At 36.2% G+C, this 20701-nt stretch carries 14 protein-coding genes and 1 pseudogene; 2 read left to right on the forward strand and 13 right to left on the reverse strand.

The features are described from left to right. Positions 1–19 precede the first annotated feature (19 nt). Both IGJ18_RS07350 and IGJ18_RS07355 read right to left on the reverse strand, forming a co-directional pair. Positions 20–766 (reverse strand): LytR/AlgR family response regulator transcription factor, encoded by a 747-nt coding sequence (locus IGJ18_RS07350; RefSeq protein ID WP_081127546.1) that lies wholly within the window; start codon positions 764–766, stop codon positions 20–22. Positions 767–768: 2 nt separating this feature from the next. Next, positions 769–2055, reverse strand: coding sequence for a sensor histidine kinase (locus IGJ18_RS07355; RefSeq protein ID WP_438843096.1), 1287 nt, complete (start codon positions 2053–2055; stop codon positions 769–771). Between the two features lie 640 nt (positions 2056–2695). Between IGJ18_RS07355 and IGJ18_RS07360 the strand changes: the two genes are divergently transcribed. Continuing rightward, positions 2696–3169 (forward strand): DUF2975 domain-containing protein, encoded by a 474-nt coding sequence (locus IGJ18_RS07360; RefSeq protein WP_010719090.1) that lies wholly within the window; start codon positions 2696–2698, stop codon positions 3167–3169. 8 nt (positions 3170–3177) lie between these two features. Further along, positions 3178–3399 carry a helix-turn-helix domain-containing protein gene (locus tag IGJ18_RS07365; RefSeq protein WP_034867089.1) on the forward strand — a complete coding sequence of 74 codons (222 nt, stop codon included), beginning with the start codon at positions 3178–3180 and terminating at the stop codon, positions 3397–3399. A 123-nt stretch (positions 3400–3522) separates the two neighbouring features. On the opposite strand, the pseudogene IGJ18_RS07370 reads toward IGJ18_RS07365, so the two are convergent. The 11 genes and pseudogenes from IGJ18_RS07370 to IGJ18_RS07420 form a co-directional block, all read right to left on the reverse strand. Continuing rightward, positions 3523–8683: pseudogene (locus IGJ18_RS07370) on the reverse strand (LPXTG cell wall anchor domain-containing protein). A 620-nt stretch (positions 8684–9303) separates the two neighbouring features. Then, positions 9304–12936, reverse strand: coding sequence for an LPXTG cell wall anchor domain-containing protein (locus IGJ18_RS07375; RefSeq protein WP_438843097.1), 3633 nt, complete (start codon positions 12934–12936; stop codon positions 9304–9306). Beyond that, positions 12917–14485 (reverse strand): hypothetical protein, encoded by a 1569-nt coding sequence (locus tag IGJ18_RS07380; RefSeq protein WP_438843098.1) that lies wholly within the window; start codon positions 14483–14485, stop codon positions 12917–12919. Before IGJ18_RS07380 ends, IGJ18_RS07375 begins: the two co-directional genes overlap by 20 nt. A gap of 488 nt (positions 14486–14973) precedes the next feature. Continuing rightward, positions 14974–15774, reverse strand: a complete 801-nt coding sequence (locus tag IGJ18_RS07385) for an Asp23/Gls24 family envelope stress response protein (protein WP_178286198.1) — start codon at positions 15772–15774, stop codon at positions 14974–14976. A gap of 14 nt (positions 15775–15788) precedes the next feature. Then, positions 15789–15971, reverse strand: coding sequence for a DUF2273 domain-containing protein (locus tag IGJ18_RS07390; RefSeq protein WP_010719084.1), 183 nt, complete (start codon positions 15969–15971; stop codon positions 15789–15791). A 12-nt stretch (positions 15972–15983) separates the two neighbouring features. Further along, positions 15984–16553 carry an alkaline shock response membrane anchor protein AmaP gene (gene amaP, locus IGJ18_RS07395; RefSeq protein WP_034698115.1) on the reverse strand — a complete coding sequence of 190 codons (570 nt, stop codon included), beginning with the start codon at positions 16551–16553 and terminating at the stop codon, positions 15984–15986. Positions 16554–16571: 18 nt separating this feature from the next. Next, positions 16572–17465, reverse strand: a complete 894-nt coding sequence (locus IGJ18_RS07400; RefSeq protein WP_010719082.1) for an SDR family oxidoreductase — start codon at positions 17463–17465, stop codon at positions 16572–16574. A gap of 29 nt (positions 17466–17494) precedes the next feature. Beyond that, on the reverse strand, positions 17495–18433 hold the full coding sequence (locus tag IGJ18_RS07405; RefSeq protein WP_010719081.1) for a magnesium transporter CorA family protein: 939 nt from the start codon (positions 18431–18433) through the stop codon (positions 17495–17497). A gap of 27 nt (positions 18434–18460) precedes the next feature. Further along, on the reverse strand, positions 18461–18811 hold the full coding sequence (locus IGJ18_RS07410; protein ID WP_010719080.1) for an iron-sulfur cluster biosynthesis family protein: 351 nt from the start codon (positions 18809–18811) through the stop codon (positions 18461–18463). 45 nt (positions 18812–18856) lie between these two features. Continuing rightward, on the reverse strand, positions 18857–19759 hold the full coding sequence (locus IGJ18_RS07415) for a glycosyltransferase family 8 protein (protein WP_010719079.1): 903 nt from the start codon (positions 19757–19759) through the stop codon (positions 18857–18859). Further along, on the reverse strand, positions 19752–20609 hold the full coding sequence (locus tag IGJ18_RS07420; protein ID WP_207414152.1) for a glycosyltransferase family 8 protein: 858 nt from the start codon (positions 20607–20609) through the stop codon (positions 19752–19754). Before IGJ18_RS07420 ends, IGJ18_RS07415 begins: the two co-directional genes overlap by 8 nt. Positions 20610–20701 lie beyond the last annotated feature (92 nt).

A 20701-nucleotide genomic window follows, 5' to 3' on the forward strand; every position in this document is an offset into this window, starting at 1 on the left:
GAAATACCTGGAGATGTAATCAACAACTGGTTAATTTCTTGAACTGATTGACTACTTTTTTTAAATGACGAGTAGAAACTAAACATTTTGCTCCATTGGCCATAGTGATCACTCGTTCTTTTTTATTGATTTCTTTCACATTCATCAGATTAACTACATAAGATTGATGGCAACGACAAAATACCTCATACATACTTTCTACTTCTTTGATCTTCCCTATATACTCAATTCTGCGGTTATCTAAATAGACGATCAATTTATGGGGTGTTGGACTAGATTCAAAATAAAATATTTCATCGACATATAACTTTACATCAACTGGACCATTCTTAATCCAAATTTGGGGTCTAGTTTCCAGATTTGTATTCAAATAGCGTTCAATTGCGACGTCAATACATTCCGTCACTCTCTTTTGAAAGGTATCCATATTATCTTTGACAATGTAATCTAATGCTTCTACTTTGTATAAAAAAGTTAAATAGACTAAATCTGTATAAGTTGTCACAAAAATGATTTTTGCTGTTGGGTCGTAATCTCTGATTTTTTTTGCTAACTCGATCCCATTTAAATCCGTTTTTAGATCAATATCCAAAAAATAGATTCCTTCTGTTTTATGTTTTGAAATAAACGACAAGATCATCATTGGATCATCCGTAGCAAATTGGAATTGAACATCATAGTCTTTCATCAATAAATAATTTGTAATCATCCGAGTAAGCTTATTACGATGAGCAATTTCATCATCACAAACAAATATTTTTAACATTACTAGCCCCTCATTCCACTAATCGTTATGATTTGTATAAAGCGATTGTTTTCAATTTTTGTTTCTAAAAAAACATTCTCATTCAAATGAACAAGCTCGTCCAGATTCGTTAGTCCTAGTCCTTGATTTCCTTTTTTAGTAGTAAAATTTACTTTTTTCAATTCATGTAATTTAGGAATACTCGAACGACATTGATTCATTAAGACAAAAAAACAATTTTTGTCTTCCTCCATAATAGTCAATTCAATTTTTCCCTTTTCTAAAAAGGCTGATTCTTCAATTGCGTTATCCAGTATAATCCCTAGCATACGAACAAGTGTGACTGTTGAGATAGCGATATCCGTAATGGGTGTTGGAATCATTACGTTTACTTCGACACCCTTTTGGCTAGCCACGTATAATTTACTCAAAATAATGCTTTTTATCTCTCTAATTTTAAGATTTGAAATCGAAGCAATTGGGAGATTGTTTTCTTCAAAAATCGTTTCTGTTGCTTTGATACTTTGATAAAAATACTTTTGCATCCCTTCAATATCCTTTGTTTGAATATAATCCTCTATTGAAAACAAAATATTCTTATAATCGTGTTTAAATTTTCGTAATGCAAGATAGTTATTTTCGATCTGTTCACTGTATTCAATCAGGTGACGCATTTCTTTTTGCTGCTCTCGTGTTTCAAATTCTTTTTTCTTGATAAAAAGTAGTACACAATAAATTATGGTAGACATTACACCATAAAGAACCGTAAATAATTCATTACTGATAACTAGGAATCTTGCTAAAACAGAAAAACGATCACTACAAATGTTAATAAAATAAACAATAATCGTAAAAAAAACAACGATGGCCGCTATTTTTAGAGTCGTTTTATCCCTAATAATCTTTGGTATGACCATTTTTTTTAGAAAAACAGTAACGATCCACAAACAACCTGTTCCTAAAACAGCTGTAAAAAAATCGCTGATATCCCAACCTAAAATTTTATATAGATATTTGGCTGTTCCATCAATGAATATGTAGAAAAATAAAATAATCGAAGGATAAAATATCGCTATATCAATGTTTCGATCAATGATATAGATACTTAGACATAACCCAGCCCATAAGATAACTGTCGCTATGATATTGATCCATTGATATAAAGCAATATAAGCGATTACACTAACAAACGAAAACAACTGAAACTTTTTATTTGATAAAAGATTCCTTAGATAACCAAGAGCCATAAAAACAGTGTAAAGCTGACCAATCAAAATTAGGATAAATAAACTTTCTTCATTTAATTTCATTTAAACTTCCCCTAACAACCTAATAATTTTATCTGAATTTTTTATCCATACTTATATAACAATTTATACTAGCATATTTTGTTTCTCAACTCCCCACAACCAAACAAAATAAAACAATTAGTTATTTGTACACCTAATTTTAATAACGAAAAATAGGAATAAATTTTCCCAACCAATCATGATCTTCGTTGTTATTTGTGATTTTAGCATATTTACTTTAGATTTGGGAGGGTATAAACATGATAATGATACGTTTTTCTCCTTAAAAGTTCTGTTATTTAAAACTATCGTAAATGTAATCTAAATTAAATATCTTTTTTGCAAATGATATGTTATAATTAATCTATTGCGATAAATATTTTATGCGAGATTTTGATTTGTTTTGATGAAATTTAATCCCACTGGCGTAACTTCAGGGTTACAAGGATGTATTAGTGGTTAGGGAATACATTGTTTAAATGAGAAATAGTCCATTTTTAGTAATAGTTTTACAGCTTTAAAATATAATATGATTCGTTAGAACGCCTTTTCTTTATTGAAAAAGGCGTTTGTCCATCCTTTTATTTATCGTTTATCGATAAATAATTATTGATAATGAACAAACCTCATGCTATACTAATAAAAATTTAGGAGGCATTTTATGAAATCCAAACTGTTCTTTATCCAATTAATCGTTTCTGTTTTTTGTTTTGTTCCTCTTCTCTTGGGAACGCTATTAACTATTCAATTGAGTACAAATCCTACAAATCCATTTAGCAACTGGCAAACTACACTATTTATTCTAGTTCTTTACCTAATCCTTCTAGTGACTTTGTTGCTCAATTTCTTCCTGCTCCGGTTAGTCAAAACCTTCCCTTCAAAGGAAACTTTTACTAAAAAGAGTCTAAAGCTTAGCAGTAAAATCCGATCTTGCCTTTTATGTATCACGATCCTTGCATTTGGTATTTTGCCAAAATTTTACCAAATAGCTGATATGAGCGATAGTCCAGGAATCCTACTCATCGCTTTCGTCTTACTCTTTATCCCTTTTTTTATCTACATCCTTTCAAGCATTTTGATTGATTTACTCAAACAAGCCATTTATTTAAAAAATGACTATGATTTAACAGTGTGAGGTGTCGAATGTCTATTATTATCAATTTAGATGTCATGTTAGCCAAGCGAAAAATGAGCGTGACCGAACTGAGTGAAAAAGTAGGTCTTACGATGGCTAATATCTCTATTTTAAAAAATGGTAAAGCAAAAGCGATTCGGTTTTCTACGCTCGATAAGATTTGCGAAGTTTTAAACTGCCAACCAGGTGATATCCTCGAATATCAAGATAGAAGCCAAATGAGAGAGTAGCTCATTTCTTTAGTTGAGTGACACCAATGAAAGCTAACTACTTTCTAATCAATCTGAAGACCGACAAAAAAGCCCACGTCAGCTGTAGTCTAGCTAACGTGGGCTTTTTAATAACTGATTATCTTATTTTTTAGAATTTTTATTTGCTTTTCTTTTTCTCCAAAACAGGATGATTCCCGCTAAACTAACAATCAAGACACCTGATACAGTAAAAACCGTATTTTTTGTTTCATTGGTTTTTGGTAAATTACCATTTTTTGCGCCACTTGTATTGTCTCCATTTGAGTTCTTTTTTTCTGAATCTGTTCCTGTGATCTCTTTATCTTCAGTCATGCTATCTTCTGTACCATCTTCTAAAGCACCATCCGTCCCTTTTTCCACCACTTCATAAGCCGCTTCAGTTTCAGTAGAAAAACCACCATAGGAACGGTCAGCTTTCACGACTAGTTTAGCAACACGATACCCCAAAGAAGAAGTATCGATTTCTGTTTCAGGATCTAATGCAACCGTATAAGCAGTTTTCGGCAGCTCTTTGCCATTGACTTTAACTTCTTTCAAAAGATTTTTAAGGTCCACACGTTTCGTATCGATAACTATTTTCGCTTCTGCTGGTGTCACGGTAAAATCTCCTGTTGGTTCAAACCCATATTCAGTCACATTGTAATACGCATAATTGGAACCATAAGTGTAATTTCGCTCTTCTTCTTCTGCCATCAAGACATTCCCACTTGGATCGGCATGATACACTTTAATTTGATCTCCCACCGAAACTTTTAATGGTTCCCCACTATTGAATCGATTAATCGATTGTTCAATTGTTTGCGTACCGCGAACTTCGTATTTATATTTACTGCTGTTATTTGTAAAAACTTCAATCCCATAGTAAATTTCCATGTCATCATATTCTGTGATACGGTTCGATAAGTCACTTCCGTCTTCTCCCTGTAATGATTGGAGTTTGATTTGTTTGTTTTCTTTTATCAAACTGTAGGCACCTACAGTATCGCCATCTTGATTTTTTAGTTGGATTGTACTTCCCCACTTCACTTCGTAAGGCACTTCCACTTCTGTAGAAGTCACCTCATCTGCGGTAGACAATTTCACTTTTAACATTTTCTGTCCAGTGGTATTTGTATCAAAGTCAGAAACTTGTTCGACATCATATAATGTCGTCTCTAATTTTTGACCATTGAAAGTGACATTTTTAATCAAATCCATTCCATCAATGTCACTGGTATCTTCGCCCAAGGTAAATTCATGCGAAACTGTTTCAGCCTCCATCTCAGTGATGGGAACAAATTCTTGACTGGCCACTTGATAATAGGCGTAGTTGGAACCCGCTGTATAATTTTTCGACAAGTCATCTCGCATCAATAAATTATTCTTCGCCTCTGCATGATAAACTTTAACGATGTCCCCTTCCTCAATCGGTAATGGTTGGCCATTATTAAACCCATTGATCGCCTGCCACACTGTCATATTGCCCGTCACATCATACTGGTATTTTATTTGTTCCGATAATCGAGTAGTCGGATCTAAGCCCATAATATTTTCGACAGTGACACCTGTTTTTTCTTCGGACTGATTTTCTGGATTTCCTACTATTTCGATTCGATAGTAAGTATCGCGACCAAAGGCACTATTCACATGATCCGATAAAACGGTGGAATCATCCCCTTTGCCAGCTTGTATCGTCCACTCTCCGCCTTGTTCCACAATACTATAAGCGCCCACATTCTGGTCATCTAACCCTTTAAGTAAGAAAGTACTTCCCCAAGCCACTTCATAAGGAACATCCAGTTCAATATCTGCTGAGCCATCTTCTGGCTTAAGATTTAATTTGACTTCTCTTTTACCAACAGTAGAGGTGTCCATTTTAGAAAGTTGCGTAATCTTATAATTTTTGCTTTCCACCCGTTCACCATTGATCGTTATATTCGCTAATAGCTGACTCAAGTCTATATTTTGAGTGTTTTCCATTAAAGAAAAAACTTTATTTGGTCCTACAGTTTCAATTACCGGCATGGGCTCAAAACCATAAGAAGTTATGCGGTAATTAGCATATGGAGAACCATAGGTATAGTCCTTTTCTGTTTCATTTACCAATAAGACAGAGCTACCGTCTGAACGTTGGGGGTGATATAGTTTTATGATATCACCTGCTTGGACATTCAATTTTTGTTTCGAGCCAAAATTAGCCATTACCTCTTCTAACGTCGCATAACCCGGTATTTCTTGAGAGTAAATAGATCGCCCTTCACGCACTATTTCAATGGAATAGTAAAGTGAAGAATCGGTACTAATTGGTGCATTAAGATCGGTTTTTAATCCTTGGTTAAAGACTAATACCCGATTCGTACTGGAAGTTCCCGCATATAATGAAAAGGCCCCGGCTGATTGTCCATTCTGAGCTTTTATCAAAATAGTTTTTCCCCATTTGACTTCATAGGGAACGTCAATCTCTTTTGACACCAGCCCATCTTTCGTATCAATACGTACTTTGATCGTTTGTGATCCTGCCACCGAAGTATCAAAATCACTCATTTGTTTGACTGTATATAGATTACTAGCCACTATCGTTCCATTGACCGTAATACTATTGATCAACTTCGATCCATCAACGTTACTGCTGTCTTCACCCAAGGTAAATTCTTGAGGCATCGAATCAGCCGCTACCGCTAAAATTGGTTCCAAGCCATATTCAGTGACTTCATAATACGCATAATCGGAACCTATCGTGTAATCCTTGACTAATTCGTCTTTCATTAATAGATTTTTCCCAACAGAATCGGCATGGTACACTTTGATCACGTCACCTTCATTGACATCCAGCGGTTTTCCCTCGTTGAAACCGTAGATGGATTCACGAATCGACTGATTGCCTATCACTTCATAACGGAACTTGTTAGTTGTCCCCTGTAAAATTTCAATGGAGTAAAAGGTATCTCTACCAAAGTAGTTATTGACTGGCTCGTCTAATTCTGTACCTTCTACGCCCTGGCTAGCTTTAATCTGCCATTGATCATTACTTTTTAGTAAACTGAATGCACCAACAGTCGATTCTTTCAACCCCTTTAGAACGAAAGTATCACCCCATTTCACTTGATAAGTGACTTCAACTTCTTCAGAGACTAAACCATCTTTTGTGGTAATATTGACTCTCATCGTTTGCTTACCAACTGTTCGAGTATCCCCCCCATCGATAAGGTTGATTTTATACTGTTCATTCGAAGTTAATTGATCATTAAGACGTATATTTTTGATGAACTCTTGTGGATTCAATTGGTTGATATCTTCGCCTAAAAAAAATACTCTTGCGCTTTCAGCTGTTATTACGGGTGCTGGGTCTAAACCATACGCTGTTACACGATAACGAGCATTCTCTGTTCCGTATGTAAAATCTTTTTCTTCTTCATCAATCATCACGACCGAGCTATTAGCTGTTTTCCCTGGGGGTGATTTGGATGATATCATCTATTTTAACGTCTATTTTATTCTCTTTATCTCCGAAAGCATTCATAATTTCTTGTAAAGTTGCCCGATTTGTTACTTCTTGCGTATAGATCGTTCTCTCATTACGTAAAATATCCAACCGATAATACAGTTTAAATGGATCTTGTAATTTTCCTACCGCCACGTTTAACGGTGATTCTAATCCTTGGCGAATCGAAAGAGCAGCGGAGTCATTATTTGAGTTACTGACATCAAGAGTGAAAGCACCTGCAGAATGGCCATCAATTGAACGCATTAAGATGGTATTGCCCCATAATACGTTGACTGTAGTGGTTCCTGTTCCTTTAATCCAGACACTCGCCTCAGAAGTTTTTTTCTTAACTGTAATGTTTACTTCTTTTTGACCAATAGTCTGAAAATTTGTATCGGTTGTTTCGTCCACGACCAATTCTAACTCATTAACGTCTACTTTCTCACCTAACAGTGTCACTTCTTCTATATAATTTTTAAAATTTGAACTTAAAGAAGGGTAGGATACTCCTAATATTCGTTCTTCTAATGGTTTTAATTTAACTTCTAAACCTGGATTGGAGATAACTTCAATTTGTACTGCACTATCTGCAGTACGCCCATCTGAGGAGGTCGCTTTCGCCAGACAAGTTTGAATACCCTCTTGATTCATATCAGGGGCTTTGACCCATTCAACTTTGTATGTAGACTCTTCATAATGATTCACCACATTAAAATAATCGGCTGCTTTTGGAACAGCACCATATTGTATGACTTTATGTTCTCCTGCTTTTGGTAACATCTCTAGCGGCAAAGGCATAATCGTAATCGGCACAGTGACTTCAAGCGTTCGTCCAGAGTCATCACTGACTACTATTCTCGCTTCTTGCACTCCTGGCTGACTCGTATCAGGAGATGTTTTCCATTCATATTTTACATTTCCTCGAGTATTCTCTACTGACTCAATATATTCTACAGCTTTAGGTACCTCATCACCTTGTTTAAGCGTATGTACGCCATCTTTTATTGAAGCTTTCAATTTCCCAATACTTGATTCTGCATCAGGAAAATCTACTAAAAAATCAATTGCATCATATTCTTTAACTATCCCCAAATAGTAAGTAGGGTAATAAAAGATTTCCATAGGGAAAATCTCGGGTTGGTTTGGCGCAATTTTCAGACGAGTGAATGTAACATGATAACCCCAATCATCTGCTTTAACCAATTTCATTCGCCAATTTCCGCTTTTTGAATCTACACTAAAATGTTTACCTTCTGAAACAGTTCCATTATGTGGTGCCCCTTGAGGTAATAAATATATTGTGTCCCTCTTTATCAGAACGCCATCACGAGGGAGATCAGGGTCATAAGCTGGTTCTGTAAGACCTATCTGTTTGCTATAATCAAAGTCTGGAACAAGTTTATATTTTAAAATTACTTGTTCATCTACTTTATAATTTAAGTTTCTCTCGTTTATTGCAACTCTTATTATACTATTCAAATATACCCCTACATACGCAGAAGCTGTCTTCCTAAGTTCTCCACGTTGATAACTGGTTAGCACAGAGTCTCTAGAAGAAATTGTTGTATTTTTTTGATCATCTTCTGGATCTACTAGGTTATTATTATCTGCTTTTTCACTTGTTTTTTTTTCTTTTCCCTGATTTGTTTTTTCAGTTCTTTTTGATTTTTGACTTATAGCTCTGCTTTCATTTGTAGGCAACATCGAACCTGCTCCCACGATAGTCCCACTATTCGTTTGACCGAGTATCAATGCAAAAATCAACGCACTTTTCAATAATCGTTTTTTATCTTTCAACATAATCCTCCCTTGATTACTCTATTAAGAAAAAAATTTTTCTTTCATCAAGAAGCATATAAGGAATTATTTTATCGTACAATGTCATATTTTACCAACAAACCAGGAAAAATAGACTTACTTCAAATCGTTATTTTTTAAATTGTACTATAAATGTAAAAGGAAATGAAAAAAACTGATATTTATGGGATTGATGAATCATCATTGATTTTTCCGTTTCATTTCAGATAGTAAAAATGCTGAGAAAAACTGATATTACAATAAAATTCACTTTAGATAGAATTCACCCTCCCTCTAGATGTGGTTAATGAATAAATTTCAACAGGATGATTATCGTAGTAACTTGAAACCGATATGTACGTTTAGTTAAGCAGATATCATTTTTTATTTTGTTATAATAACAATAATTTTAGTTATACATATAATAAAATAGTTGAAAAGCTATTTTCCAAAGCTTAAAAAAGAATTTTTTCGGATATTGATAGACGATAGATGTTATCCTCAGACTTGTAAAGAGCTTTATTCGTACAAATAGTAAGCCCAGTGACGAAGTGCCAAAAAAAGCACTCATTAGTTTTCGTAAAACTTCTAATGAGTGCTTTTTTTATTTCAATGGGATTATACTACTTTTTTGGTTCTTCTTTTGTTTTTTTCTTTTTCCAAAACAGAAACATTCCTACCAAACTAATTAGTAAGGTACCTAATAGAGGGAACATCGCATTTTTGGTTGCATTGGTTTTTGGTAAATTACCACCATTTGCTTCTTCTGTTCCTTCACCTTCCCCGTTGGTTTCTGCTTCTGTATTTCCTTCGCCTGAACTTTCTCCTAACGCTCCTGGTGTTCCTTCTTTCACTACTTCATAAGTCGCTTCAGTTTCAGTAGAAAATCCACCGTAAGAGCGGTCAACTTTGACCACTAATTTAGCGACACGATTTCCTAAACTTGAAGTATCGATTTCGGTTTCAGGATCTAATTTCACTGTATAGGCGTTTTTCGGTACTTCTTTCCCGTTGACTTTCACTTCTTTCAAGAGATCTTTAAGATCCACTTGTTTGGTATTGATGATTATTTTTGCTTCTGCCGGTGTCACGGTAAAGTCTCCAGTTGGTTCAAAGCCGTATTCGGTCACATTATAATACGCATAATTGGAACCATAGGTATAATTTTGCTCCGTTTCTTCTGCCATCAAGACATTCCCGCTTGGATCCGTATGATACACTTTGATTTGATCCCCTGCAGAAACTTTTAATGGCTCCCCACTATTGAATCGCTCGATTGCTTGAGCAATCGTTTGTGTGCCTCGCACTTCGTATTTATATTTACTAGTGTTATTTGTAAAGACTTCGATCCCATAATACACATCTGCATCGTTGGCTTCAGTGACTCGACTAGCTAAGTTCGTTCCTTCTTTTCCTTGTAACGCCTGGAGTTTCAATTGTTTTTTGTCTTTTGTTAACCCGAAAGTACCAACGGTTTCACCTTTTTTATTTTTGAGCTGGATCGTACTTCCCCATTTGACTTCGTAAGGTACTTCCACATCCGTAGAAGTGACACCATCTGCGGTAGATAATTTCACCGTTAACATCTTCGCTCCAGCAGTATTCGTATCAAATTCAGAAACTTGTTCGACATCATATAATGTCGTATCTAATTTTTGACCATTAAAAGTGACATTTTTGATCAAATCCATTCCATCAATATCACTGGCATCTTCGCCTAATGTCAATTCTTGCGAAACTGTTTCAGCTTTCATCTCAGTGATCGGTTCAAATTCTTGATTGGCTACTTGATAATAGGCATAATTTGAACCCGCTGTATAATTTTTCGTCAAGTCATCTCGCATCAATAAATTATTCTTCGCCTCTGCATGATAAACTTTTACGATGTCCCCTTCTTCAATTGACAACGGCTGCCCATTATTAAACCCATTGATAGCCTGACCCACAGTCATGTTTCCAGTCACATCATACTGGTATTTTATTTGTTCCGATAATCGAGTCGTCGGATCTAAGCCCATAATATTTTCAACGGTTACACCAGATCCTTCCTTCGGTTGATTTTCTGAACTTGCTACTACCTCGATCCGATAGTAAGTATCGCGACCAAAAATGTTATTCACATGATTGGTTAAGACGGTGGAATCCTCTCCTTTGCCAGCTTGGATCGTCCACTCTCCGTCTTGTTCCACAATACTATAAGCGCCCACATTCTGGTCATCTAACCCTTTAAGCAAGAAGGTACTTCCCCAAACCACTTCGTAAGGAACATCCAGTTCGATATCTGCGGTCTCATCGGCTGTCGTCAGTTTTAATCTGACTTCCTTTTTGCCCACAGTTGCGGTATCTAATTCAGAAAGTTTCTCCACTGTATATTCTTCACTCGTAACAATTTCGCCATTGATCGATACTTGTGCTAACAATTGACTCAAGTCCGTCGTTTTCGTATTCTCCTTTAATGAGAATGCTTTGTTGGAGCCAACAGCTTCAATCACTGACATCGGTTCAAAACCATAGGATGTTACTCGATAGTAGGCATATTGCGACCCGTAGGTATAATCTTCTTCCATTTCATCTACCATTAACACTGAACTACCTTCTGAACGTTGAGGATGATACATTTTAACGACATCACCAGCTTGGACATTTAACGTTTGTTTCGTCCCGAAATTGTCCATTACCTGTTGGAGAGAAGCACGTCCCGGTACCTCTTGTAGATAGACAGAACGCCCGTCTCGCAATACTTCAATGGAATAATAAAGCGAAGAATCGGTACTAATAGGTGCATTGAGATCGGTTTTTAATCCTTGGTTAAAGACTAATACACGATTCGTACTGGAAGTCCCAGAATGTAATGAAAAGGCTCCGGCTGATTGACCATTTTGAGCTTTCATCAAAATCGTATCGTTCCATTTAACTTCATAAGGAACCTCGATTTCTTTTGAAACGAGTCCATCTTTCGTATCAATACGCACGTTGATCGTTTGTGATCCTGCCACCGAAGTATCAAAATCACTCATTTGTTTGACTGTATATTGATTACTTCCCACTGCCGTTCCATTGATCGTAATGCTATTGATCAACTTCGCACCATCAACGTTACTACTATCTTCACCTAAGATAAATTCTTGAGGCATCGAATCAGCCGCAACCGCTAAAATCGGTTCCAAGCCATGGTCGGTGACTTCATAATAGGCATAATTGGAACCAATCGTATAATCCTTGACTAATTCATCTTTCATTAAAAGATTTTTCCCAAGAGGATCGGCATGATACACTTTGATCACGTCGCCATTACTGACCGTCAACGGTTGCCCATTCTTGAATCCCTGGATGGATTCAAGAATCGACTGATTACCTGCCACTTCATAGCGGAACTTGCTGGTAGCGCCTTGTAAAACTTCGATAGAATAGTAGGTATCACGCCCAAAATAATTATCCACCGGATCATTTAAGTTTGTGCCGTCCACTCCTTGAGAAGCTTGGATTTGCCATTGATTTTGATTCTTCAATAAACTAAACGCACCAACTGTCGCCTCTTTCAATCCTTTAATAACAAAAGTGTCTCCCCACTTCACTTGGTAAGAAATCTCAATGATTTCAGAAGCCAGTTTATCTTTTGTTGTGACTTTGACCCGCATATTTCGTTTACCGATCGTGCTGGTATCAAACTCATCAAGAGGTTCTACTGTATAAAATTCATTGTCCGCTACCCCACCGTTGATCCGCACATTTTTTACTAGTTCATTCAAATTCGTTTGCTTCACGTCTTCGCCTAAAACGAACGCTTTTTCCGCACTTTCTGCCGTCATGACAGGTGCTGGATCAAACCCATAAGGAGTCACACGGTAACGAGCGATCTCCGTACCATACGTAAAATCATTTTCTTTTTCCTTAATCATCACAACCGAAGCATTAGGTGTCTTGCTTGGATATGTGATTTGGATAATATCATTCATTTGTACCGTAGTGTTGTTATTAGCATCTCCATAATCATTCATGATTTCTTGTAACGTGGCACGTTTCGGCACCTCTTGTTTGTAAATTTCATTGCCATTACGCAAGATTTCCAAACGATAATAAAGACCAAATGGATCGGTCATATCGCCAACTCCTTCATTTAAAGGAGACGCAATGCCCTGACGAATCGATAGCGTAGCTGGGGCACTATTAGAATTACTACCATCTAACGCAAAAGCTCCGGCGGAATAGCCATCAACCGAACGTATTAAGATGGTATTACCCCATAGTACGTTCACGGTAGTAGTTCCTCATAACATTAGAATTAGGATGCTTTGCTTGCACAGTGATGCGTACTTCATGGGTACCAACCGATTGAAATTCAGTCTTGGACGATTCGTTCGCAACAAACTCAAGATCATCAATCGCTACAGGTTCCCCTAACAGTGTTGCCTCTTCAATATAGTTTTTAAACGTATTGGCTAACGTATCAGACGACTCCACCAAGGTTACGGTACGATCCTCAATCGGTTTTAATTTTAGTTGTAACTCAGGATGTGGCAGCACTCTCATGGTTATTGATTTCGTTATTTCTCGGTTATCAGAGGTTCTTACTGTAGCTTCCCACTTATGTATTCCTGCTGTCATTGTATTTGGGTTATTAGACCATTGAAGCGTATAGGATCCTTCCGTGGTTACCTCAAAATAATCATTGACATCTGGCAAAAGAGAATATTGATAGATTTCACCTGCTTCCTTTTTTACTGTGAGCAGAGATTTAACTGTCATCGTAAATGTTAGTTCTTTTGACCGACCTGTTTCATCTTCCACTAATACTTTAACGTTTTGATTTCCTAGTTTATTTGTATCTGGTTTTGTTATCCATGTATAAGTCACTTTTCCAAGGCTATCTTTCACCTCTACATAATCTTCTGGTTTAGGAGAGCTCTTTTCTTCGACCACATGAGGACCATCTTTTACCTCTGCCTTAAGCGTTCCTTTACTTTTAGGAAAATCAACGTTAAACGTCATCGGAACATAACGAGTAGTATAAGCTACCCCATAATCATGATTGATATTACTATAAGGGAACTTACTTACTTTGAATACTTCTTTTTGAGGAATAGCTACTTTTAGTCGCGTAAAGGTAACATATAAATTATTATCTGAAGGTGCTACATAATAAAGTCCATTAGCTTGATCAGACGTTGTAATTTTCATTTGCCAATTTCCACTTTCTGATTCACTAGTAACATAAAACAAGGCATATGTACCTCTTAAAATATTTAGAAGAGTGACTCTATAATTACTAGAGTTTTCCCAGTTCTCCCAGAAATCACTGAACTCACTAGAAATGATTTCAGCTCCATTCGTATTCCCACCTAGAAAGACGCCAGGAATTTTATAATTAATTGTATCGCCTACTTTAAAATCATCTGTCGAATTATCTATCATAAGATTCAACTTTTTAGAAAGAAATTCATTTACAGCTTTTCCAATTTCTTTTTCTGAGTCAGTAGATGCCGCTATAATGTCAGCTCCAACAGGTATTGGTAATTCAAATGTCGGATTAGCAAAACTTTCAATTGAACTTTTTATTTTATTACTTTCTGTTGAATCAGCAACTTTTTTGTCTTTCTCGGTGTTTTTTTCCTTCGTGCGTTTCTCGTCTTTTTTTACTTCTTTCTTGGTCGTAGTTTTCTTTTCATTCATTTTTGAAATTTTCTTGACATCAATACTTTCAACTGAGCTTAACATCGAAACAGCTTCAACAACTGTCCCGCTGGTTTGTCCAAGCGCTAGCGCTAATATTAATGTACTATGTAATAACTTTTTTCTGGTTTTCAATGTACTCCTCCTTTTAAGGCTATATCTTTAAATGGCAATAGAAAAGTAATGTCTGTTTTCTCATAAGAAAGACTCCTTTTTATGCCATACTTATGTTTGATTTCTTCCTTTGTTTCTGCCAATGTAGTAAAGTTAAAACGTTATGTTTCTTAAGTTTTTTTTCTTTTCTCCCAATTCGCCCCTTTTACGTTTATTTTTATGGAAAAACTTCAATAAAACCCTACTTCTTAAGTTTAATGTGAATCACAAGAATATGTAATGTCACTTTTTCACAATGGACAAACACTAAAAGACAGAAGCTGTTTTTGTTATGTAAAACATTTTACTTACCATCAAAAAAGGAGCCTTAGCCAAAAATAGAAGAGATCGAGACAAAAACTTGTCTCGATCTCTTCTATTGACTCTATAAATAAACTAAATTTTTAGTTACTTCGCTTTCAACTACTTAGCGACTGAACGAACAGCTAATTCGTTCTTGAATTAGTTGATTATTGGTTATTTTCTTTTTGTTGCTCAATTGCGGATTTGGCTTTTTCCGTTTGTTCAGATGCAAATTCTCCTGTGGCTTTTGCCGCATTTGTCAATTTATCTTGAACTGTTTCACTGTTTGCTTCATATTCTTCTTTTGTCTTAATGTCGACAACATCGACATTGACTTCAATGACATCTAGATGTGTCATTTCATGAACTTCTTTGGCAATGATTTTTTTGATTTGTTGGTAAATTTCTTCGATGTCTTTGCCGTATTCAACAACGATCTTAAGATCAACAGCGACTTGTTTTTTCCCAACTTCCGTGTCAATACCGGCTGTTACATTATCAGTGTTGACTAATTTTTCTGCCACGTTAGAGAAGAAGCCACCATCAGCTGTTAATAATCCATCCACTTTTTCTAAGGAGATGCCTATGATTTTTTGAATGACCTTATCTTCATATGTCACATCACCATTCATAGATTCACCGTTTTCCGTTGTGTTTTTTGGATCTTTTGCTGGGGCTTCTGGCTTAGGTGGTGTATGCCCTGGCATTGGAGGTTTTGGCTGATCTCCATGATGTTCTTTTGGATTACTAAAATTTTCATGTTTTCCTTGTTGTTCTGATTGTCCTTCGTTTTCTTTTTTATCATGAGCCACTTTGTTTTCAACGTTGGGTACAACCGGATCTGGATGTGCTGAAACGGGTGCTGTTTTATCTTTGGCATCATGAACACCATTTGCATTGTTCGGTGTCGTTGGATCTGGATGTGCAGATACTGGTTTGTTTTGGTTGTTTGTTTTGTTGTTATCCATAATAGAATTTCCTCCTAAGATTTATGATCAAAAATTTTCGTTTGTTTTAAATACATTCCGACCGCCACGCCAATGATCGCCATAAGGATCAGCAACAAGGTTTTAAAGAATCCCACTGTGATCAATAGTACGGCGAGAATCAACCCAATTGCCCCGCAAATGATCGGAAGCTTATAAGCAGCAAAAAGTTCATTCATTTGTGCCCCTCCTTATTCCACACGAGCGTGTTCGTTTGTTTGATATTTATTGGTAGGTGCTTGGTAACCTGTATACTTCACCGACACTTTTACTTGCTCATCTGTGCCGAGTAACTGTTTCACTTCTTTTTCGATTTCATCCATCAATATTCTTGTTTTCCCGATCAATGAAGAAGTCCGTTTTAATTCACCTTTAACTGTAACTGCGATCTTATTTTTTGTGGCTTTGATATTGACCTTAGGTGAGTGAATGAATTCATCTTCATGTAAATGTGAACGAACCATACCTTCAATCGCTTTTTTGTCTAACGTTAATTCGCCGTCCCCTTTTTTCAATAAGAAGGTTCCGATCGTTTTTGGATAAAAAATGACGATCAATAATGCAATAATTAGTAGAATCGCTAAGCCGACTGCTACCCAAAAAATATATTGCTGCATATAGTAATTCGTTATTGTAAAGAAACGGAATCGTTCAAGCATCAATGGTAAAGGATAGACCGCACTGATCAAGACGACAAATAGTAGAATAGACAAAAGTAGCAGAGAAAAAATGACACCAATTGTTTTAGTCCCTTTATTCATCCTGGCACCTCCCATTTTTTATAAGTTGATAGCTTCCCCACCAGTTACACCATAAATTTGTGCAGTAACGTAGCTCGCTTTATTTGAAGCTAAGAAAACGTAAACTGGAGCTAATTCTACTGGTTGGCCGGCACGTTCAAGCAAGCTTTGTTGGCCAAATTCAGGAATAGAATCTTCCGGTTGTCCTTCGTCTAACTGTAGTGGTGTCCAAATAGGACCAGGAGCTACTCCATTAACACGAATGCCTTTTGGTGCTAATTGTTTTGCTAAGCCAATTGTAAAGTTTGCAATAGCTGCTTTCGTGGAAGCGTAATCTAAAAGATGTTCACTTGGATTGAACGCTTGAACAGAAGTAGTGTTGATAATTGCCCCTCCTGCTGGAATATGCGGAACCGCCTCTTTAACAATCGCAAACATCGCTAAGATATTCACCATGAAGGTATCTTTCACTTGTTCTAATGGAATTTCTTCAATAGCCGGGCAAGAGATTTGTTGTCCCGCATTTAATACTAATGTATCTAAGCCACCTAATTCACTGACAACTTTTTCAACGATTTCTTTAGGCGCTGTTTCGTCTCTAAGATCATATGGTAGTAAAACAACTTTTCGTCCTGCTTTTTCAATATAGGAAGCTACTTGTTTGGCATCTTCTTCTTCTCCTGGGAAAAAGTGCAAGCCGATATCTGCCCCTTCTCTTGCAAAAGCAATAGCTGCCGCGCGCCCGATCCCTGAGTCTCCGCCAGTAATCAGAACACGGCGATTTTCTAGTTGATTTGATCCTTCATAAGATTCTTCTCCACAGTCAGGAACTGGTTGCATTTCTTTTTGTAATGCTGGTGTATCCTGGTCTTGTTTAGGAAATTCCTCAGTATGGTAAAGTTTACGTGGATCAATTAATTTTGGTTCTGTCATGTGTATCCTCCTCATCGTTTGGTACTTTTTTATTTTGTATAATCTTTTCGGTAAAGATGGTAGCCTACAGCTCCTGCAACAACGATCGAGCCAAAGATAACTAATAAAAAGGCTAAGCCAGAGCTTTTACCAGGTAATCCGCCAGTATTCATCCCCCAAATCCCTGCAATCAATGCTGGAACAGAGATCACTAGTGCCGCCGAATCAAGATATTTCATTAGATGATTCAAATGATTGTCCATCATTCCATTAAAAAGATCCCCAATACTTTCTAACAAGTCACGATAGATCAAAATCATTTTTTCTGTTTGTCTTTGTCTCAATTGGATGTCATAAAGTAGACGAGCATCAGCTAATTTCTCAACAAAATCTTCTGATTGCCATAAGGTATCTAAAGTCTCTTTTTGATCTCTCAACGTATGATCAATATAAACAATATCCCGTTCTAAATCCGCTTGCTTATATAGTTCTTCGTTTTCCGTCGTTTTACGCGCTTCTTGATCGAGGGAATCAATCCTCTTTTTCATTTCTGTTAGTTCTTTCACGTAATGGGTATAGATGTTCAAGACAGAATATGCAATAAGTGTTTCAAAAGAATTGATCTTATTCCCATGTTTTGCTAATACTCGATCAAAAAAGTCCGTTTTTTTATCGATACAACTAATCAATAACTCATCCGAATAAATAAACGAAATAGGCATTAATCGATTCTCGATTTTCTGCTCCTGGTTGGACAAATTCAGTAGCACTAAGGAAATCGGATGGTTCAAATTTGTCCCCACAAGCTCTTCGATTCTTGAAACTTCTTCTGGCAGAGAAGTTCCGACAAAGATATCTTTTGGTAAACGATACTTTTCAATCACTTGTTCGATTTCCTTAGTGTCACTACTGTCGATCACGAGCCAATTATAGTTGTTTTTGTCTGTCGTTATTACTTTCTCTTTTCCAATAAAGTAATAGTCCAGCATGATCAATCTCCCTTTCTACAAAGGATGTTAGCTAAAGAAACAGTTGCTTAATTTAATGTTACGATCCAAGACAACAATCTCATTTTCTAAAGAGAAACTGTTTAATTGGTGGTCATAGGCAAGATTCAAATGTCTACCTAAATAAGATTGCTCTAATTTAGATGTGTAGATTTCCAGAGTGGGATGTTCGATTTTATTGACGTATTTCCCAAATTCTACAAAGAAAGGAATAATCTGGAAAAAACTGCCTTTTGCACAAGCCCCTTTATCTCTTAAAAACGGATCTGAAGAATCAATCAATGCCAAAGCAATTTTTGAATCTTTTCCTACTTTTTTTGTCAATGCCTCCATCGCATGTTTTGTCATCGTGATTTCCATCATCATCATCTCCTTCAGATTATATATAAGTTACGACATTTTTCCTCAGCGGCTCACTTCTGTGTTACGATTGATTCTGGCATAAAGTGGATATTTAGGAAATTTTGCGACACAACGGAAAGCTGTCATGTTTGCATATTTATCGTAGTATTTTTTAGTTGGCCCTTCAAAATCTTTACTCCATGGTTTAACATGACCAGAGAAGTGGATGATCGATGGATCTTTACGTGTTTCTTCGTATTCCTTTTCTCCTTGTGGCGTTGGATGTTGCTTCGCTTTTGCCATGATATACCCTTGAGCATTCCATTTTGGATGTAATGGAATCCAACGATCATGTAAAATTGCATTTAACGCATCTTGATCGTGGAAACGTAATTTTTCAGGATTTTCTTCAATGAATGTTAGAACTTTTTTAGTAATGTCTTGTTCTAACCATTTTTCAACATTGATGAGCATCAATCCAGAATTAAAGTAGCGTGTTGATTTTGCTGGGATCTCCATTTTTTCTAATCGTTGGTGGAAACCAGCATCTTCTACGGCGGCCAAGATCGCACCGTTAAATTCAAGATCCCATAATGGTGTAACATCTTTTACGGTAATCATGTCACAGTCCATATATAAAAGACGTTCGACATTTTTTCCTCTAAATAACTCAGGAATAGCAATACGATAGTAAGCAGTTTCCGGAATACGATCACTTGTTACTACATTTTCAAAGAATTTTTTGTTGATCTTTAAGAATTCAACCTCTGTATTCATACGAGAATTCTTAACAGAGAAACGTAATAATTGTTTGCTTTCATTATCAATGTTGTCATCAATGACATAAAATCGTACAAAAACTTTTGGATCACTATTTTCTAATACTGAAACGAACAGCGCCGCTAGATGAGGCACAAATTTGGTATTACAACTTGATACGATTGCGATTTCTTTTCTTCTATTCATTTACCTCTCCCACTTTCTTTAAAACGCTATGCGCTAATTTTTTTAAATAGACATTTGTATATGGATGATCTTTTAACGTATTCCATGGTTTGTCATGCCCTGTGAAATGAACGATCGACGGCGATTCATTTCCTGCTTTATATAATTTTTCATACGTAGCATCTGGAGCAGGATGACGTTCAAAGATCAAAGAAGTCTGCATATTCCATTTTGGTTCTAATTGCTCCCAGTCTTCATACAGAACTGCATTTAACGCATCTTGATCATGGTAAATAATTCGATCACCATTTTCTTTTAAATAATTGATTGTTTTTTCAGTGATCATTTTTTCATTCCAACGATCAATGTCGATAACCATCACGCCTGAATTAAAATAATAAGCATCTGATTCAATTCCTAACCGTTTCAAAGCTTTCGTTTGACCTGGATCGATGACAGCTCCAATCGTTTTACCATTTAATGGTTGATCATATAAATGAACGATGTCATCCAGTACTAAAATATCTGAATCTAAATAAAGCACTTTTTTATAGTCGTATTTAGCTAAGATCTTAGGTAAAGATATTCTTAAGTATGCTGTAGTAGTAATATGGTCACTTACTAGGAAATCTTCGTAGACATCTTTATCAACTGTTAAAAATTGAATTGTTGCATTGTCTGAATGTTTTTTAACCGTTTGTCTAAGTCCTTCTTTGCTATATTCAGAAATACCGTCGTCAATGACATAAAAATAAATGTGTCTTGTTTTAGTGGAGTTTTCCAGTACAGTGGCAATCATCACGCTTAAGTAAGGAGCGTAATTTTCATCTGAAGCAGTTACTACCGGAACGATACCTTGTTTCATCTCCATTAAAATCACTCCTTTTTCTAATCTTTTTCTAACCTTTTCTATATCCAGAATATGCCTCAATAAACTTTAAAGCAAAAGATATGCTTCATTTT

The organism is Enterococcus sp. AZ078, assembly GCF_051714985.1.
GTDB classification, from domain to species: domain Bacteria; phylum Bacillota; class Bacilli; order Lactobacillales; family Enterococcaceae; genus Enterococcus_B; species Enterococcus_B hirae.

Coding starts and splice junctions, on each gene's coding strand:
- IGJ18_RS07420 (WP_207414152.1), bottom strand. CDS start 20,609: ATGGAGATGAAACAAGGTATCGTTCCGGTAGTAACTGCTTCAGATGAA.
- IGJ18_RS07415 (WP_010719079.1), bottom strand. CDS start 19,759: ATGAATAGAAGAAAAGAAATCGCAATCGTATCAAGTTGTAATACCAAA.
- IGJ18_RS07410 (WP_010719080.1), bottom strand. CDS start 18,811: ATGGAAATCACGATGACAAAACATGCGATGGAGGCATTGACAAAAAAA.
- IGJ18_RS07405 (WP_010719081.1), bottom strand. CDS start 18,433: ATGCTGGACTATTACTTTATTGGAAAAGAGAAAGTAATAACGACAGAC.
- amaP (WP_034698115.1), bottom strand. CDS start 16,553: ATGAATAAAGGGACTAAAACAATTGGTGTCATTTTTTCTCTGCTACTT.
- IGJ18_RS07400 (WP_010719082.1), bottom strand. CDS start 17,465: ATGACAGAACCAAAATTAATTGATCCACGTAAACTTTACCATACTGAG.
- IGJ18_RS07350 (WP_081127546.1), bottom strand. CDS start 766: ATGTTAAAAATATTTGTTTGTGATGATGAAATTGCTCATCGTAATAAG.
- IGJ18_RS07390 (WP_010719084.1), bottom strand. CDS start 15,971: ATGAATGAACTTTTTGCTGCTTATAAGCTTCCGATCATTTGCGGGGCA.
- IGJ18_RS07385 (WP_178286198.1), bottom strand. CDS start 15,774: ATGGATAACAACAAAACAAACAACCAAAACAAACCAGTATCTGCACAT.
- IGJ18_RS07360 (WP_010719090.1), top strand. CDS start 2,696: ATGAAATCCAAACTGTTCTTTATCCAATTAATCGTTTCTGTTTTTTGT.
- IGJ18_RS07355 (WP_438843096.1), bottom strand. CDS start 2,055: ATGAAATTAAATGAAGAAAGTTTATTTATCCTAATTTTGATTGGTCAG.
- IGJ18_RS07365 (WP_034867089.1), top strand. CDS start 3,178: ATGTCTATTATTATCAATTTAGATGTCATGTTAGCCAAGCGAAAAATG.